12 protein-coding genes, 13 tRNA genes and 3 rRNA genes are annotated in these 16,991 nt (G+C 45.7%); 2 read left to right on the top strand and 26 right to left on the bottom strand.

Annotated features, from left to right (window positions below):
• Nucleotides 1–69 precede the first annotated feature (69 nt).
• Nucleotides 70–1,992, top strand: coding sequence for an ABC-F family ATP-binding cassette domain-containing protein (locus A361_RS01600; protein WP_019382366.1), 1,923 nt, complete (start codon nucleotides 70–72; stop codon nucleotides 1,990–1,992).
• Between the two features lie 228 nt (nucleotides 1,993–2,220).
• Here the strand turns inward: A361_RS01600 and tsaD are convergent, their stop codons facing one another.
• The 21 genes from tsaD to A361_RS01495 all read right to left on the bottom strand — a co-directional run bounded on the left by tsaD (nucleotide 2,221) and on the right by A361_RS01495 (nucleotide 12,118).
• On the bottom strand, nucleotides 2,221–3,249 hold the full coding sequence (gene tsaD, locus A361_RS01595; protein ID WP_009336295.1) for a tRNA (adenosine(37)-N6)-threonylcarbamoyltransferase complex transferase subunit TsaD: 1,029 nt from the start codon (nucleotides 3,247–3,249) through the stop codon (nucleotides 2,221–2,223).
• Complete coding sequence (rimI, locus tag A361_RS01590) at nucleotides 3,249–3,698, bottom strand: ribosomal protein S18-alanine N-acetyltransferase (protein ID WP_009336296.1); 450 nt, start codon at nucleotides 3,696–3,698, stop codon at nucleotides 3,249–3,251. The genes tsaD and rimI overlap by 1 nt, the downstream gene beginning before the upstream one ends.
• 18 nt (nucleotides 3,699–3,716) lie before the next feature.
• Nucleotides 3,717–4,421, bottom strand: coding sequence for a tRNA (adenosine(37)-N6)-threonylcarbamoyltransferase complex dimerization subunit type 1 TsaB (tsaB, locus tag A361_RS01585; RefSeq protein WP_009336297.1), 705 nt, complete (start codon nucleotides 4,419–4,421; stop codon nucleotides 3,717–3,719).
• Entirely contained in the window at nucleotides 4,418–4,873 is a 456-nt protein-coding gene (gene tsaE, locus A361_RS01580; protein WP_009336298.1) for a tRNA (adenosine(37)-N6)-threonylcarbamoyltransferase complex ATPase subunit type 1 TsaE, read from the bottom strand. The genes tsaB and tsaE overlap by 4 nt, the downstream gene beginning before the upstream one ends.
• A 208-nt stretch (nucleotides 4,874–5,081) precedes the next feature.
• Nucleotides 5,082–5,158, bottom strand: a tRNA-Asp gene (locus tag A361_RS01575).
• A gap of 3 nt (nucleotides 5,159–5,161) precedes the next feature.
• Nucleotides 5,162–5,235: transfer RNA gene (locus A361_RS01570), tRNA-Met, on the bottom strand.
• A 42-nt stretch (nucleotides 5,236–5,277) separates the two neighbouring features.
• A 5S ribosomal RNA gene (rrf, locus tag A361_RS01565) occupies nucleotides 5,278–5,394 on the bottom strand.
• A 78-nt stretch (nucleotides 5,395–5,472) separates the two neighbouring features.
• Nucleotides 5,473–8,408, bottom strand: a 23S ribosomal RNA gene (locus A361_RS01560).
• Nucleotides 8,409–8,614: 206 nt separating this feature from the next.
• Nucleotides 8,615–10,164, bottom strand: a 16S ribosomal RNA gene (locus A361_RS01555).
• Together the 16S, 23S and 5S rRNA genes with 13 tRNA genes alongside form the textbook arrangement of a ribosomal RNA operon.
• Nucleotides 10,165–10,263: 99 nt before the next feature.
• Nucleotides 10,264–10,337: transfer RNA gene (locus tag A361_RS01550), tRNA-Gly, on the bottom strand.
• A gap of 23 nt (nucleotides 10,338–10,360) precedes the next feature.
• Nucleotides 10,361–10,437 (bottom strand) — tRNA-Pro (locus tag A361_RS01545).
• Nucleotides 10,438–10,442: 5 nt separating this feature from the next.
• Nucleotides 10,443–10,519 (bottom strand) — tRNA-Arg (locus A361_RS01540).
• A gap of 60 nt (nucleotides 10,520–10,579) precedes the next feature.
• Nucleotides 10,580–10,665 (bottom strand) — tRNA-Leu (locus A361_RS01535).
• Nucleotides 10,666–10,724: 59 nt separating this feature from the next.
• Nucleotides 10,725–10,809 (bottom strand) — tRNA-Leu (locus A361_RS01530).
• 15 nt (nucleotides 10,810–10,824) lie between these two features.
• Nucleotides 10,825–10,900: transfer RNA gene (locus A361_RS01525), tRNA-Lys, on the bottom strand.
• A 144-nt stretch (nucleotides 10,901–11,044) separates the two neighbouring features.
• Nucleotides 11,045–11,119: transfer RNA gene (locus A361_RS01520), tRNA-Gln, on the bottom strand.
• Between the two features lie 8 nt (nucleotides 11,120–11,127).
• A tRNA-Asp gene (locus A361_RS01515) sits at nucleotides 11,128–11,203 on the bottom strand.
• Nucleotides 11,204–11,234: 31 nt separating this feature from the next.
• Nucleotides 11,235–11,306, bottom strand: a tRNA-Glu gene (locus tag A361_RS01510).
• A 15-nt stretch (nucleotides 11,307–11,321) separates the two neighbouring features.
• Nucleotides 11,322–11,412 (bottom strand) — tRNA-Ser (locus A361_RS01505).
• A gap of 5 nt (nucleotides 11,413–11,417) precedes the next feature.
• Nucleotides 11,418–11,492: transfer RNA gene (locus A361_RS01500), tRNA-Asn, on the bottom strand.
• Between the two features lie 164 nt (nucleotides 11,493–11,656).
• A complete protein-coding gene (locus A361_RS01495) occupies nucleotides 11,657–12,118 on the bottom strand; it encodes a SprT family protein (RefSeq protein ID WP_019381252.1) in 462 nt (153 codons plus the stop codon).
• 136 nt (nucleotides 12,119–12,254) lie between these two features.
• Between A361_RS01495 and cmpA the strand changes: the two genes are divergently transcribed.
• Nucleotides 12,255–12,368 carry a cortex morphogenetic protein CmpA gene (gene cmpA / locus A361_RS29205; RefSeq protein WP_009336300.1) on the top strand — a complete coding sequence of 38 codons (114 nt, stop codon included), beginning with the start codon at nucleotides 12,255–12,257 and terminating at the stop codon, nucleotides 12,366–12,368.
• Nucleotides 12,369–12,524: 156 nt separating this feature from the next.
• Here cmpA and A361_RS01490 read toward each other — a convergent pair whose 3' ends face one another.
• The 5 genes from A361_RS01490 to A361_RS01470 form a co-directional block, all read right to left on the bottom strand.
• Nucleotides 12,525–14,708: a Tex family protein gene (locus A361_RS01490; protein WP_180321085.1), complete on the bottom strand. Its 2,184-nt coding sequence runs from the start codon at nucleotides 14,706–14,708 to the stop codon at nucleotides 12,525–12,527.
• 63 nt (nucleotides 14,709–14,771) lie between these two features.
• Nucleotides 14,772–15,368, bottom strand: a complete 597-nt coding sequence (locus A361_RS01485; RefSeq protein ID WP_009336302.1) for a PP2C family serine/threonine-protein phosphatase — start codon at nucleotides 15,366–15,368, stop codon at nucleotides 14,772–14,774.
• Nucleotides 15,365–16,159, bottom strand: a complete 795-nt coding sequence (gene sigB / locus A361_RS01480; protein ID WP_009336303.1) for an RNA polymerase sigma factor SigB — start codon at nucleotides 16,157–16,159, stop codon at nucleotides 15,365–15,367. The genes A361_RS01485 and sigB overlap by 4 nt, the downstream gene beginning before the upstream one ends.
• Nucleotides 16,137–16,610 (bottom strand): anti-sigma B factor RsbW, encoded by a 474-nt coding sequence (gene rsbW, locus A361_RS01475; RefSeq protein WP_009336304.1) that lies wholly within the window; start codon nucleotides 16,608–16,610, stop codon nucleotides 16,137–16,139. The genes sigB and rsbW overlap by 23 nt, the downstream gene beginning before the upstream one ends.
• Nucleotides 16,607–16,939, bottom strand: a complete 333-nt coding sequence (locus tag A361_RS01470; RefSeq protein ID WP_009336305.1) for an anti-sigma factor antagonist — start codon at nucleotides 16,937–16,939, stop codon at nucleotides 16,607–16,609. The genes rsbW and A361_RS01470 overlap by 4 nt, the downstream gene beginning before the upstream one ends.
• Between the last annotated feature and the right edge of the window lie 52 nt (nucleotides 16,940–16,991).

Here is a 16,991-nt window from a genome sequence, read left to right as displayed (position 1 = left end):
GTCCTGTCTCCTTTATTGCCGAACATATATGAATGAGTTACACTTACTCTATACCCGAGGTGAAAGAACATGATACTATTACAAGTCAATCAGCTGGCGAAAAATTTTGGCGCTGATCCCATTTTAACCAATATAAAGCTTGAAGTACAAACCAGGGACAGGATTGCGCTAGTAGGGCGCAATGGTGCAGGAAAGTCCACCCTTTTGAAAATTATTGCCGGACAAATGACATATGACTCCGGTGAGATTATAAAGCCAAAGGAAGTAACAATTGGCTATCTTGCACAAAATACCGGCCTGGAATCAGAGTTATCCATTTGGGATGAAATGCTGACTGTTTTTAGTCATCTGCAGAAGCAGGAAAAACAGCTTCGCAGCCTTGAAGAACAAATGGCAGACCCTGATATCCTAAATAACTCTGATGCCTATGAACGCATCTTAAAAGAATACGACAAGCTTCAGGTTGATTTCAAAGAAAATGGCGGCTATCAATATGAGGCAGATATCCGTTCCATTCTCCACGGACTCAACTTCAGCTCAATGGGCTATGACACTAAAATTTCATCATTGAGCGGCGGACAGCGTACCAGATTGGCCCTTGGTAAACTTTTGCTGACAAAGCCTGATATCTTAATACTGGACGAGCCTACCAACCACCTGGATATTGAAACATTATCATGGCTCGAACAGTACCTGCAGGGATACAACGGTGCCATTCTAATCGTATCCCATGACCGATATTTCCTTGATAAGGTCGTTTCCCAGGTTTACGAGATTTCCCGCCGCCAAATAAGAAAGTACCCAGGAAACTACAGTTCCTATCTCGATCAAAAAGCGGCTAACTTTGAAAGAGAAATGAAGCAATTCGAGAAACAGCAGGAAGAGATCGCTAAGCTGCAGGATTTTATCCAGCGAAATCTTGCCCGTGCTTCCACAACCAAAAGGGCACAAAGCCGCAGAAAGCAGCTTGCCAGAATGGACGTGATGGACAGGCCGCTGGGAGACGAGAAATCAGCTTCTTTTGGCTTTGACATTGAACGGCAATCAGGCAATGAGGTTTTAAATATTCATTCTCTTGCTATTGGCTATGAAGAGATAGTGAGCGAGAATATTTCACTGCGACTGGCAAGAGGTGACAGCATTGCACTGGTGGGGCCCAATGGAATTGGCAAATCCACCTTGCTCAAAACCATCATCAAAAAGATCTCTTCTTTTTCCGGGGAGATACAGTACGGTTCCAATGTGACAATTGGCTACTATGACCAGGAACAGGCGGAACTCACCAGCAATAAAAGAGTCCTGAACGAATTATGGGATGAATACCCGCTAAAACCGGAAAAGGAAATCCGGACAATACTTGGGAACTTTCTTTTCTCTGGTGATGATGTTCTTAAAACTGTTTCAACACTGAGCGGCGGTGAAAAGGCACGTCTTGCGCTTGCGAAGCTTATGATGCAGAAAGCCAATTTCTTAATCCTCGACGAGCCTACAAACCATTTGGATCTGGATAGCAAAGAAATTCTTGAAAATGCATTGATCAATTATCCTGGAACGATTCTCTTTGTATCTCATGACCGATATTTTATCAACAGAATCACAACAAAGGTAGTTGAACTTTCCAGTATTGGGGCAACAGAGTATCTCGGCGATTATGATTATTATGTGGAAAAAAAGCAGGAACAAGAGGAACTGCTTGCACTTAATGAGCAAGATGAATCCACGGCATCACAGCCTGTTAAGCAGGACAAAAATAATTATCAGCAGGATAAAGAAGCCAAAAAGCTCGAACGCCAACGAAAAAGAAGAATGGAAGAAATTGAAGAGCAAATAGAAGGATTGGAGAAAGTAATCGATATGAATGACCAGCTTCTCTGTGATCCGAATGTTTATCAAGACCATGAAAAAGTGATGGGTATCACAAATGAAACTGATCAAGCAAAAGCTAAGCTGGAAGAATTGATGGAAGAATGGACACTTTTAGCTGATGATTAATAAAAGAAAATTCATAACTTTTAGACTGGTAGAATAGTCACTGCCAGTCTTTTCTATTATCCACAGAGATAATCACAAGAAAAACGCAGTTATATATACTCTCCACAGACTTTTCCACATTATCCACAATTTAAACTGTTTTTATCCACATTACCAACATAATATTCTGAAATAAATGATTTTATCCACAGAAAAAGCCCCCTATGCGGTCGGGGACTTTTTCCTAATTTATTTATCATTGTGGATAGTGATGTCCAAACCGGGATTGGCATTTAAATCAAGTCCGGCGAATTGTCCTTTTTCAAACAGCACACTTCCTGCTGCACCAATCATCGCTGCATTATCTGTGCATAATGTTAATGGCGGAATAATAAGCTTTATCTCCGCTTTGTCCCCAAACCTCTTTTCCAAAGAAGCTCGAAGTCCTTTATTCGCCGCAACTCCGCCTGCGAGCAGCAGCTGCTTCACCTGATATTCTTCAACAGCTCTTTCTGTTTTCGTTACTAAGACATCAATGACACTTTCCTGGAAGCTTGCAGCAAGATCTTCCGGCACAATGGTCTCACCACGCTGCTCAGCATTGTGAACAGTGTTGATAACGGCAGACTTTAAGCCGCTGAAGCTAAAATCGTATGAACCTTCTTCCAGCCATGCTCTCGGAAGCTGAATGGTCGGGTTCCCTTCATGAGCGAGTCTGTCAATGTGAGGACCGCCTGGATATGGCAGATTTAATGTCCGGGCAACTTTATCATATGCCTCTCCTGCAGCATCATCCCTTGTCTCTCCAATCACTTGGAAATGGCCATGCTCCTTCATATAGACAAGCTCTGTATGACCGCCTGAGACTACCAGGGACAGTAATGGAAATTCCATTTCTTCAACCAATCGATTGGCATAAATATGTCCAGCAATATGATGCACACCTACAAGAGGGATACCATGAGCAAAAGCAACTGCTTTAGCGGCATTAACCCCGATCAGCAGCGCGCCTACAAGGCCAGGTCCTTCAGTCACAGCAATTGCTGAAAGATCTGAATATGTAATGCCTGCCTTATATAATGCTTCTTCCAACACTATAGTTATCTGTTCAACATGATGGCGGGAAGCGATTTCCGGAACTACTCCCCCAAAACGTTTATGGCTTTCTATTTGGGATGCAACTATATTGGCTGAGATTTCACGGCCATTCTTAATGATGGCAACAGCCGTCTCATCACAGCTTGTTTCAATCCCCATGATCCATTGATCTTTATTCATTATAAATTCACCCACATTACTAAAGCATCTTCTTGATTATCAGTGTAGTAGTTCTTCCTTATGGCTCCATTTTGAAAACCAAGCTTTCGGTACAAGGCCTGAGCTGTGAAGTTAGATACCCTTACTTCCAGAGTCATCGTGATGGCCCCCATTTCAGACGCAATCTCCATTAACTTTCGCATAAGAGCTTCTCCAAGCTTTCTCCCGCGATATTCAGGGAGCAGCGCAACATTTGTGATATGAGCTTCGTCCACTACGATCCATGCTCCACAGTAGCCTATAACTTTATTTTCTTCTTCTAAAACAACATACAATGCAAACTGATTTTGTGTTAATTCGTTAAAAAAGGCTTCCCTGCTCCAGGGTGTTGCAAAGGACTTATGTTCTATTTCCAAAACATCATCAATATCCTCTTCATTCATAAAACGGAAAGTTAAGGATTTATTCATACGTTCGCTTCCTCATCACTATAGCTTTTTTTCTTGGTTTGCTTTTATCCAATTGGCTTCAGCTTCCGCAATCCTAATATAATTAGGAACAAAAGAGTGAACTTCCTCAGGCTCTCTGTCTCTGCCTAACAAGGCAAGTTCTGCCGGCCTTGGATTATGTTCTGCAGGCGAAGCGTACACCGCCAGGTCTCTAAGGGATTCTGTAAATACCTCTTTATGTAAAGGCAGATCATTCCCTATAAAAAGGACCTTCTCTTGCTGCTCAGAAAGCATTGCTGCCCAATCTTTTGCAAGAAGGAGCTGGTCTTTCATAAGAGATGCTAACTGCCCTTCCTTATATTGATACAGGCCAGTATATATTTGTCCTCTCCGTGCATCAAACAAAGGAGATATGACGCCATTAAAGTATCTGCCTGCCGAAGCCGCATAAATTTCCAGGCTGGATACCCCAACCAGCGGCTTATTTAAAGTCCAGGCCAGAGTTTTTGCAATTGTAACCCCAATTCGGACGCCTGTATAGGAGCCAGGTCCTTTCGCAACAACAATTTTATCTAACTCAGCTGGCGTAACACCACAATCTTTCATTAAGATATCAATAGCCGGCATAACACGAACAGAGTGATTCTTTTTGACATTGGTAATGTACTCGCCTATAACCTGATCACCATCCAGAAGAGCTACTCCCAAAGGGTAATTGGATGTATCTATGGCTAAAACCTTCATAACATAATCTCCTTACACAATTCCTCATATCTTTTTCCCCGGGGTTCCAGGACAAGCTTTCTTGAGTCATTATCATCAAGATATAAATAAATCGTCAATAACTCTTCGGGAAGCTGTTCTTTAACTAGATGAGCCCATTCTACAACTGTGACCCCATTGCCTTCAAAATATTCATCAAACCCCAAATCCTCAAAAGAATCTTCAACTCTATATACATCCATATGATACAGGGGCAATCTTCCTTGGTATTCTTTAATAATCGTAAAAGTGGGGCTATTTACATTACGGGTAATATTAAGTCCTTTTGCCAGCCCCTTGGTGAATGTCGTTTTTCCTGCGCCCAAATCTCCTTCCAGAGCAAGGACATCCCCCGGCTGGAGCAGACTGCCCAGCCTTTCCGAAAACGCCATCGTATCCTCTGGCTTCTTTGAGATAAACTCAAACTGACTCATATGTTTCATCACCTTTTATGGTTTAATCTATAAAGAAAAAAAACCTTAGGATAAATCCTAAGGAGAATAATCTATATGTAGTTTACCTTATTTTGCAGCAATGGGCAAAGTAAGCTATTTTCATTATTAATGGAATATAAGCTGAGGATAAAAAAGAATAAAAAAAAGACGAAACCAGGTTTCGTTTGACGTTTTTAATATTAGAAAATGGCGGTCCGGACGGGACTCGAACCCGCGACCTCCTGCGTGACAGGCAGGCATTCTAACCAACTGAACTACCGGACCAGATTGCGGGGGCAGGATTTGAACCTGCGACCTTCGGGTTATGAGCCCGACGAGCTACCGAACTGCTCCACCCCGCGATAATATTATTTGTGTGATTTTTCGTCACAATTTGTTTTTCCGCCCGGCAGCGTCCTACTCTCACAAGGGGACAGCCCCTAACTACCATCGGCGCTGAGAAGCTTAACTTCCGTGTTCGGTATGGGAACGGGTGTGACCTTCTCGCTATCGCCACCGGACTATGTAATTGAAGAAACTTCGTTCCCTCAAAACTAGATAATGCATGAAGAAGCATTTGCCGAGTATTCACCAATGATTTGGTTAAGTCCTCGATCGATTAGTATCAGTCAGCTCCACATGTCGCCACGCTTCCACCTCTGACCTATCAACCTGATCATCTTTCAGGGATCTTACTAGCTTGACGCTATGGGAAATCTCATCTCGAGGGGGGCTTCATGCTTAGATGCTTTCAGCACTTATCCCTTCCGCACATAGCTACCCAGCGATGCCTTTGGCAAGACAACTGGTACACCAGCGGTGCGTCCATCCCGGTCCTCTCGTACTAAGGACAGCTCCTCTCAAATTTCCTGCGCCCACGACGGATAGGGACCGAACTGTCTCACGACGTTCTGAACCCAGCTCGCGTACCGCTTTAATGGGCGAACAGCCCAACCCTTGGGACCGACTACAGCCCCAGGATGCGATGAGCCGACATCGAGGTGCCAAACCTCCCCGTCGATGTGGACTCTTGGGGGAGATAAGCCTGTTATCCCCGGGGTAGCTTTTATCCGTTGAGCGATGGCCCTTCCATGCGGAACCACCGGATCACTAAGCCCGACTTTCGTCCCTGCTCGACTTGTAGGTCTCGCAGTCAAGCTCCCTTGTGCCTTTACACTCTGCGAATGATTTCCAACCATTCTGAGGGAACCTTTGGGCGCCTCCGTTACTTTTTAGGAGGCGACCGCCCCAGTCAAACTGCCCACCTGACACTGTCTCCCGCCCCGATAAGGGGCGCGGGTTAGAATTTCAATACAGCCAGGGTAGTATCCCACCGACGCCTCCACCGAAGCTGGCGCTCCGGCTTCTCAGGCTCCTACCTATCCTGTACAAGCTGTACCAAAATTCAATATCAGGCTACAGTAAAGCTCCACGGGGTCTTTCCGTCCTGTCGCGGGTAACCTGCATCTTCACAGGTACTATAATTTCACCGAGTCTCTCGTTGAGACAGTGCCCAGATCGTTACGCCTTTCGTGCGGGTCGGAACTTACCCGACAAGGAATTTCGCTACCTTAGGACCGTTATAGTTACGGCCGCCGTTTACTGGGGCTTCGATTCAAAGCTTCGCTTGCGCTAACCTCTCCTCTTAACCTTCCAGCACCGGGCAGGCGTCAGCCCCTATACTTCGCCTTGCGGCTTCGCAGAGACCTGTGTTTTTGCTAAACAGTCGCCTGGGCCTATTCACTGCGGCTCATCAGGGCTATTCACCCTAATGAGCACCCCTTCTCCCGAAGTTACGGGGTCATTTTGCCGAGTTCCTTAACGAGAGTTCTCTCGCTCACCTTAGGATTCTCTCCTCGCCTACCTGTGTCGGTTTGCGGTACGGGCACCTTTTCCCTCGCTAGAGGCTTTTCTTGGCAGTGTGGAATCAGGAACTTCGGTACTAAATTTCCCTCGCCGTCACAGCTCAGCCTGTATGGTAACGGGATTTGCCTCGTTACCGGCCTAACTGCTTGGACGCGCTAATCCAGCAGCGCGCTTACCCTATCCTCCTGCGTCCCCCCATTGCTCAAACGGTAAAGAGGTGGTACAGGAATATCAACCTGTTGTCCATCGCCTACGCTTTTCAGCCTCGGCTTAGGTCCCGACTAACCCTGAGCGGACGAGCCTTCCTCAGGAAACCTTAGGCATTCGGTGGATGGGATTCTCACCCATCTTTCGCTACTCATACCGGCATTCTCACTTCTAAGCGCTCCACCAGTCCTTGCGGTCTGGCTTCAACGCCCTTAGAACGCTCTCCTACCACTGACATCGGAAGATGTCAATCCACAGCTTCGGTGATACGTTTAGCCCCGGTACATTTTCGGCGCGGAGTCACTCGACCAGTGAGCTATTACGCACTCTTTAAATGGTGGCTGCTTCTAAGCCAACATCCTGGTTGTCTAAGCAACTCCACATCCTTTTCCACTTAACGTATACTTTGGGACCTTAGCTGGTGGTCTGGGCTGTTTCCCTCTTGACTACGGATCTTATCACTCGCAGTCTGACTCCCATGGATAAGTCTTTGGCATTCGGAGTTTGTCTGAATTCGGTAACCCGATGGGGGCCCCTAGTCCAAACAGTGCTCTACCTCCAAGACTCTTACTACATGAGGCTAGCCCTAAAGCTATTTCGGAGAGAACCAGCTATCTCCAAGTTCGATTGGAATTTCTCCGCTACCCACACCTCATCCCCGCACTTTTCAACGTGCGTGGGTTCGGGCCTCCATCCAGTGTTACCTGGACTTCACCCTGGACATGGGTAGATCACCTGGTTTCGGGTCTACGACCACATACTCATTCGCCCTATTCAGACTCGCTTTCGCTGCGGCTCCGTCTCATCAACTTAACCTCGCATGTAATCGTAACTCGCCGGTTCATTCTACAAAAGGCACGCTATCACCCATTAACGGGCTCTAACTACTTGTAGGCACACGGTTTCAGGATCTCTTTCACTCCCCTTCCGGGGTGCTTTTCACCTTTCCCTCACGGTACTGGTTCACTATCGGTCACTAGGGAGTATTTAGCCTTGGGAGATGGTCCTCCCTGCTTCCGACGGGATTTCTCGTGTCCCGCCGTACTCAGGATCCACTCTGGAGGGAACGAAGTTTCAACTACAGGGCTTTTACCTTCTCTGGCCGGCCTTTCCAGACCTGTTCATTTACCTCGTTCCTTTGTAACTCCGTGTAGAGTGTCCTACAACCCCAAGAGGCAAGCCTCTTGGTTTGGGCTAATCCCGTTTCGCTCGCCGCTACTCAGGGAATCGCATTTGCTTTCTCTTCCTCCGGGTACTTAGATGTTTCAGTTCCCCGGGTCTGCCTTCTATACCCTATGTATTCAGGTAAAGATCCTATCCCATTACGGATAGGGGGTTTCCCCATTCGGAAATCTCCGGATCAAAGCTTACTTACAGCTCCCCGAAGCATATCGGTGTTAGTACCGTCCTTCATCGGCTCCTAGTGCCAAGGCATTCACCGTGCGCCCTTTCTAACTTAACCGTTTTTGACCGGTTCATCGAAGATGAACTGCATCAAAGGTTTTTAACTCTATTTAACATAGAGAGAATTTACTAAAATGGCGATTACTCGGTTATTGCTTCTTCATAATCATTATCTAGTTTTCAAAGAACGAATCTTTCATTGAGAGATTGAACTCTCAAAACTAAACGAACAAAACGCGTCACGTTTCATGTAAATATCCTTAGAAAGGAGGTGATCCAGCCGCACCTTCCGATACGGCTACCTTGTTACGACTTCACCCCAATCATCTGTCCCACCTTAGGCGGCTGGCTCCAAAAGGTTACCCCACCGACTTCGGGTGTTACAAACTCTCGTGGTGTGACGGGCGGTGTGTACAAGGCCCGGGAACGTATTCACCGCGGCATGCTGATCCGCGATTACTAGCGATTCCGGCTTCATGCAGGCGAGTTGCAGCCTGCAATCCGAACTGAGAATGGTTTTATGGGATTCGCTTAACTTCGCGGTCTCGCAGCCCTTTGTACCATCCATTGTAGCACGTGTGTAGCCCAGGTCATAAGGGGCATGATGATTTGACGTCATCCCCACCTTCCTCCGGTTTGTCACCGGCAGTCACCTTAGAGTGCCCAACTGAATGCTGGCAACTAAGATCAAGGGTTGCGCTCGTTGCGGGACTTAACCCAACATCTCACGACACGAGCTGACGACAACCATGCACCACCTGTCATCCTGTCCCCCGAAGGGGAACGCCCTATCTCTAGGGTTGTCAGGAGATGTCAAGACCTGGTAAGGTTCTTCGCGTTGCTTCGAATTAAACCACATGCTCCACCGCTTGTGCGGGCCCCCGTCAATTCCTTTGAGTTTCAGCCTTGCGGCCGTACTCCCCAGGCGGAGTGCTTAATGCGTTTGCTGCAGCACTAAAGGGCGGAAACCCTCTAACACTTAGCACTCATCGTTTACGGCGTGGACTACCAGGGTATCTAATCCTGTTTGCTCCCCACGCTTTCGCGCCTCAGCGTCAGTTACAGACCAAAGAGTCGCCTTCGCCACTGGTGTTCCTCCACATCTCTACGCATTTCACCGCTACACGTGGAATTCCACTCTTCTCTTCTGCACTCAAGTTCCCCAGTTTCCAATGACCCTCCCCGGTTGAGCCGGGGGCTTTCACATCAGACTTAAGGAACCGCCTGCGCGCGCTTTACGCCCAATAATTCCGGACAACGCTTGCCACCTACGTATTACCGCGGCTGCTGGCACGTAGTTAGCCGTGGCTTTCTGGTTAGGTACCGTCAAGGTACCGGCAGTTACTCCGGTACTTGTTCTTCCCTAACAACAGAGTTTTACGATCCGAAAACCTTCATCACTCACGCGGCGTTGCTCCGTCAGACTTTCGTCCATTGCGGAAGATTCCCTACTGCTGCCTCCCGTAGGAGTCTGGGCCGTGTCTCAGTCCCAGTGTGGCCGATCACCCTCTCAGGTCGGCTACGCATCGTTGCCTTGGTGAGCCGTTACCTCACCAACTAGCTAATGCGCCGCGGGCCCATCTGTAAGTGATAGCCGAAACCATCTTTCAGCTTTCCCTCATGTGAGGGAAAGAATTATCCGGTATTAGCCCCGGTTTCCCGGAGTTATCCCAGTCTTACAGGCAGGTTGCCCACGTGTTACTCACCCGTCCGCCGCTGACTTCAGGGAGCAAGCTCCCATCTGTCCGCTCGACTTGCATGTATTAGGCACGCCGCCAGCGTTCGTCCTGAGCCAGGATCAAACTCTCCATATAAGAGTTGATTAAGCTCATAAATTGTCTTTTCAAAAAAAGACTAAAGAATTAACGTTGACGTTTTTGTTCGTTCAGTTTTCAAAGATCAATCAGAAAGTTTGGAGCGGGTGAAGGGAATCGAACCCTCATCATCAGCTTGGAAGGCTGAGGTTTTACCACTAAACTACACCCGCATATAAAATTATTGTTTCCCGAATGGTCGGGAAGACAGGATTCGAACCTGCGACCCCTTGGTCCCAAACCAAGTGCTCTACCAAGCTGAGCTACTCCCCGTAATATGGCGCGCCCGAGAGGAGTCGAACCCCTAACCTTTTGATCCGTAGTCAAACGCTCTATCCAATTGAGCTACGGGCGCATCTTTTAAAGCAACTCTTATATTATATCAACCTAGATTTCAAAAGTCAACAACTTTTTTTGGTGCGGCCGAGAGGACTTGAACCTCCACGGGGTTGCCCCCACTAGGCCCTCAACCTAGCGCGTCTGCCATTCCGCCACGACCGCTTAATGAAGCGACAAGTAACATCATACCAAAACGTAGCACTTATCTCAATGGTAATTAATGGTGCGGGTGAAGGGAGTCGAACCCCCACGCCTTGCGGCGCCAGATCCTAAGTCTGGTGCGTCTGCCAATTCCGCCACACCCGCAATATGGAATTAAAATGGTGAGCCATGAAGGACTCGAACCTTCGACCCTCTGATTAAAAGTCAGATGCTCTACCGACTGAGCTAATGGCTCATACTTTTATGAGACTTCCTAAAGCCTGTTGTGTGCAGTCAGATGTTCCAAAGCTAAACGCTTTGTCACGGATTGCTATTCGGATGAAGAAATTCACTGATGCTGCAATCTGCTCTACCGACTGAGCTAATGGCTCATCAAAAATGGCTGGGCTAGCAGGATTCGAACCTGCGAGTGACGGAGTCAAAGTCCGGTGCCTTACCGCTTGGCTATAGCCCAATAACAAATGGCGGTCCCGACGGGAATCGAACCCGCGATCTCCTGCGTGACAGGCAGGCATGTTAACCGCTACACCACGGGACCATCCACATAAAACCGTCGGAAACAAAAAAAGTGACCCGTACGGGATTCGAACCCGTGTTACCGCCGTGAAAGGGCGGTGTCTTAACCGCTTGACCAACGGGCCATTGTGAGAATTTTCTGGCGGAGAAGGAGGGATTTGAACCCTCGCGCCACTTACGCGACCTACACCCTTAGCAGGGGCGCCTCTTCAGCCACTTGAGTACTTCCCCAAATATGGCTCCGCAGGCAGGATTCGAACCTGCGACCGTTCGGTTAACAGCCGAATGCTCTACCACTGAGCTACTGCGGAATAATAATGAACTTTATCGATAAAACAGTTAACATCTTATCGACTCTTCATATTATAAGGACGGAGGCTATAAAAGTCAAGCTTGTTTTTAGAAGAATTTATTAGCCGTTTATCCTATTTTGTCCTGCGACAATTATTAAATATAAAGTGTACTTAATCTAATGTCAATTCTTTTTTAAAACTAATTTCCCCTTGCATTTACCGCAAACATATTTCCTCGTATCAACCATTCTTTTTCTTTGATAAGTTTGACCGCATTCCTTACACATATAAACAAGAATCTTAGCAGAACTATTTGTTTTTGGATGATCAGGCAAGGCCGAACAAAATCGAGGTGCTCCCACTTTTTTCATTAGCATTCTGAAATCCTGATCACGATGTTTATATCCTTTTCCTTCTAAATGCAAATGATAATGACAAAGCTCGTGCTTAATAATTCCTTCTAATTCTCCGACCCCAAGCTGCTCATAATACTTTTTGTTTATTTCAACATGATGTGAACTCAGCATATATCTTCCGCCAGTCGACCTGAGGCGTGAATTAAAATAAGCCTGATGGCGAAAAGGCTTGCCGAAACTTTCTAAGGATATCTTTTCAACAAGTGTCTGAAGCTCCTGGTCATTCATAACAATGTTTTTCCTCTCTTATCGTAAACATGACAACCTATTATAGCATACATTATATATACCTATTATAGCTCTGAACTTGCTTTGCTGCCCTAGGGAGCGATTATCAGATTCCAATACACGGGAGGTAAATCAGATGCCTGTATGGTTTCAAAACCAAATCCAGCGTGCTTTTTATGAAAAGGACCGCTATCAGATCAAGCTGCTGAATCAGTGCTGGTTTTTCTATAGAAAGAAACACTGCTCATAAAATATGGCGAGCCTGAGATATACCAGCTAAAAGCAGCTACAGCCCTTTGAAAACCTCACAAGCATAGGCCAAATCACGCTAGAAATATTGATTTCCGGCGTGATTTGGCTTATGACTCGAAGAACAAGCCATTTAAGCCAGCAAAACAAAAGAATGTTAATTAGTTTGGTCAAGCATAGTTAAGGCGACTCTTCCCTTGTGCTTATCAACAGAGTCAACCCAGACTGTTACTACATCCCCAACGGACACGACATCCAGCGGATGTTTGACAAATTGGCGGCTAAGTTTGGATATATGAACAAGGCCATCCTGTTTGACTCCGATATCAACGAATGCACCAAAGTCGACAACATTTCTCACTGTCCCTTGAAGCTCCATACCTTCCTGCAGATCCTCAAGTTTCAGGACTTCTTTCTTTAGGAGCGGCTTTGGCAGCTCATCACGCGGATCCCTTTCAGGTCTCATTAAGGCATCAATAATATCTCTCAGTGTAAGTTCACCAATTTCAAGCTCCCGGGCTGTCTGGCTGATATTTATGCCTTTTAGTGCTTCCCTTAATGATTGTGTTCCAAGGTCACTGGATTTAAAGCCGAGATTAGCAAGCAATTTATTTACTACTGCATACGTTTCAGGGTGTATACCAGTCCGGTCCAGAGGTTCTTTCCCATCGATAATCCGCAGGAAGCCTATTGCCTGTTCATAGGTTTTGGCGCCAAGGCGCGGAATCTTTTTCAACTGCTTACGGTCTGTAAATTTCCCTTCTTCTTCTCGTTTCTTGATTATATTCACAGCAACTGTTTTTGAAAGGCCAGCTACATGCTGCAGCAGCGAAGATGAAGCGGTATTTACATTGACACCCACTTGGTTTACCGCTGTCTCTACAACAAAAGAGAGTGATTCTGACAGCTTTTTCTGGGATACGTCATGCTGATATTGGCCAACCCCCACGGACTTGGGATCAATCTTAACCAATTCTGCAAGAGGATCCTGGAGGCGGCGGGCGATGGATACAGCACTCCTTTCTTCCACCTGAAAATCAGGAAACTCTTCTCTGGCAAGGTCTGAGGCAGAATATACGCTCGCCCCTGCTTCATTGACAATTAGGTAGAATATCTCCTCTTTCATGTCCTTTAAAATGTCAGCGATGAACTGCTCGGTTTCCCTTGAGGCGGTTCCATTGCCGATGGCAACCATTTCTACTTTGTAGGTGTTTAAAATATGAACTGCTTTCTCTCGTGCTTGTTTCGTTTTGGAAACAGGAGGATGCGGATATATGACACCGATATCAAGTACTTTTCCAGTTTCATCTACAACTGCAAGTTTGCAGCCAGTTCTATAGGCAGGGTCTACACCCAGTACTATCTTGCCTTTTAATGGGGGCTGAAGCAGCAGTTTTCTGAGATTTTCAGAAAAAATCATGATCGCCTGTTCTTCTGCTTTTTCAGTTAGTTCATTGCGGATTTCACGTTCAATCGAAGGCATAATCAGACGCTTGTATCCATCCTCAATAGCTTCCTTTACAATTGCCCCTGCAAGGGAGCGTTCATCCTTCACCCACTTTTTATACAAGTACTTTAAGATAAATTCGGTATTTGGCTTAATGTTAATCCTTAAAACTTCTTCTTTTTCACCCCGGTTTAATGCAAGTGTGCGGTGTGGAACAATCTTGCTCACTGGTTCCTCATACTCGTAGTACATTTCATAAACGCCTTTTTCGTCAATCTCTTTATTCTTCACAGAAGACTCAATTGTTCCCTTTTTGGCTGTTTCCATACGGATCCATTTTCTGCTTTCTGCTTCATCTGATACCCATTCTGCGATAATATCTTTCGCTCCGGCAATTGCCTCTTCCGTTGTGGTTACTTCCTTTTCATCTGATAAGAATTCTTTTGCCTTTGCAGCAGGGGGTTCATTAAGGGGGAAGGTGAGAAGCCATTCAGCAAACGGTTCAAGCCCTTTTTCCTTTGCCGCAGTTGCTTTTGTGCGGCGCTTTTGCTTATATGGCCGGTATAAGTCTTCTACCTCCTGCAGCTTCACCGCTTTTTCAATGTTGGATTTTAACTCTTCTGTCAGCTTGCCCTGCTCTTCAATTAAGCGGACTACCTCTTCTTTACGCTGATTGAGATTTTGTATGTATTGCCAGCGCTCCATGATATCCCGAATTTGAACTTCATCCAGTGCACCTGTCTGTTCCTTTCTGTATCGGGCAATGAACGGGACTGTGTTCCCTTCTTCCAATAAGCTGATTGTGTTTTTTACTTGTTTAATGGCTATTGATAATTCTCCAGCGATTAGGTTTAGTACTTGATTTTGTCTATCCAATGTTTTTTCCAAGATCATTCCTCCATCATAGAGTCTCACTTTTCATTTTATCAAAAAGAAAAACAAAAAGCTTACCCTGTTCTAGAGTAAGCTTCCAAGTATGAAAGTAGCATCATCTGAGGTAGATGGATACTGCTTTTTTATATCTTCCGAGATAAGATCAATAGGGAGAAATGCTTTCAGCAAAGTTTTAACCCCTTGAATATTCAAGCCATCTGAGTATATCAAAAACTTAGATTCCGCTTCATACGTAAACCGCTGGGTATGAAACACCTGCGGCCTTCCTGACAGATATCCAGTTACTGGCAGAGGATATGTGAGTTTCCCAGTAGACGAATAAAGGAAAAACCGAATATTCCCTACACAGCTGTATACAAATTCCCTGGAGGCAAAATGGACTTTAAACAGTGCTACTGCTGCTCCTCTTTTCTGTAAAAGAACATCGTTGCAAAGCTTCATGAGCGTATCTACATCTTTCTCATGATGCTGCTCTACGACAGAAACAACAGCAGAAGAAGCTTCATACGCAAATTCCCCGCTTCCAAGGCCATCTGCCAGCACACATACAAAGTATTCATCAGTTGCGGTGAAGTAATATCCATCACCGCAAAAAGCTTTGCCATCTTTAGCTGTCTGGTGAGCAATCACTTCGATGTTATCTCCAACCAATTTGGTCATGAAAGGCACTCCGAGTTATTTGTTTCAGAGTGGATCGCTTCCTGAAGCTTTTTGATTGCACGGCGCTGAAGTCTCGAGACATGCATCTGAGAAATCCCCAGTTTATCTCCAGCTTCTTTTTGGCTCATATTCTCAAGATATGTGTATTGTATAATTAATTTCTCTCTCTCAGACAGGACATGCAGGACTTTATCAAGAACTAGCATTTGATTTACTTTTTCATAGCCCTCGTCTTCATTTCCGACGATATCCAGCAATGTAACTGTTCCGCCATCAGAATCAGCCTCGATTGAATGGTCAACAGAAAGCGCCTGATAGCTTTTTCCCATTTCCATTGCCTCGAGCACTTCTTCTTCTGATACACCCAGCACATCGGCTATTTCGTCCACTCTTGGAGACCTATGAAGTTCTGTTGTGAGCTCTTCAACGGTCGCTTTAATTTTTGGTCCCAATTCCTTTATGCGGCGCGGAACATGAACACTCCAAGTTTTATCCCTTAAGAAGCGCTTAATTTCGCCGATAATCGTAGGAACTGCAAAGGCCTCAAACGTTTTGCCAAAAGACTCATCATAGCGGCGGATAGCCCCTAATAAGCCGATAATGCCCACCTGGACAATATCCTCATGATAAGATCTTCCCTTTGAGTACTTGCGGGCAATGGCTTCAACTAAATTCTGATATTGGAGTACCAGGGTGTTTTGAGCATCTTCATCCTGGTGAAGCTGGTAGGCTTTGATTAAAGCATTTGTTTCTTCTTTGGATTTTTGGTTAGGTTGAGATTGTTTTTGCATCCCTCTCCACCTGCTCTCCCTCTAGGTATTTGGTCATAAAGACCGTAACACCCTCTTTGTGATGAATTCTTACTTCATCCATCAATGTTTCAATCAGGTATAGACCCAAGCCTCCTTCACGCAGGAATTCCACAGAATCAGTCTGGTCGTATGGTCCAATGCCTTGTCTTGCAGATTGGAAGTCAAAACTTTTTCCGCTGTCTGCGACCATTACCTCAAGACGGTCAGTGTATAAACCGAACCCGATGACTACTTCTCCTTGCTCATTCTGCTTGTATGCGTGTTGGACTGCATTGGTGCAAGCTTCACTTGTAGCGATTTTAAGATCTTCAATTTCTTCATATGCAAATCCCATTCTGCTGGCAATCCCCGATAGCGTCAGGCGGATTACCCCAACAAATTCCGGCTTGGCCGGAATTTTCACCTCAATATAATCAAATGGCTCGTTCATTGTACTCCACCTTCAATCCCGCTGTTAATATCGATAATATCGGCTAGGCCTGTAATTTCGAAAAGTCTCTTTAAACGGTCTGATAAGCCAACAATCTGGAATTTGCCGTTATTGGCTCGGACATTTTTAAATACACCAACAAATACACCTAAGCCGGTACTATCCATATAAGAGACTTCAGATAGGTTGACCACCATTTCCACGCCTTCTTTTTCTGTTAAGGGAAAAAGCTCTTCGCGGAGTTTAGGTGCTGTATACGCATCAATTTCTCCGCTTACCATTGCTTCAATCAGCATATCATTTTCTTTTACATCTATTGTAATATTCATAACTGACCCACCTCTTTACATGTCAACTGCTTTTTACTAGTTACCCGTTTTT

The sequence above is a fragment of the Cytobacillus oceanisediminis 2691 genome, assembly GCF_000294775.2.
GTDB lineage: Bacteria > Bacillota > Bacilli > Bacillales > Cytobacillaceae > Cytobacillus > Cytobacillus pseudoceanisediminis.
This window is presented reverse-complemented; position numbering and strand designations above follow the sequence as displayed.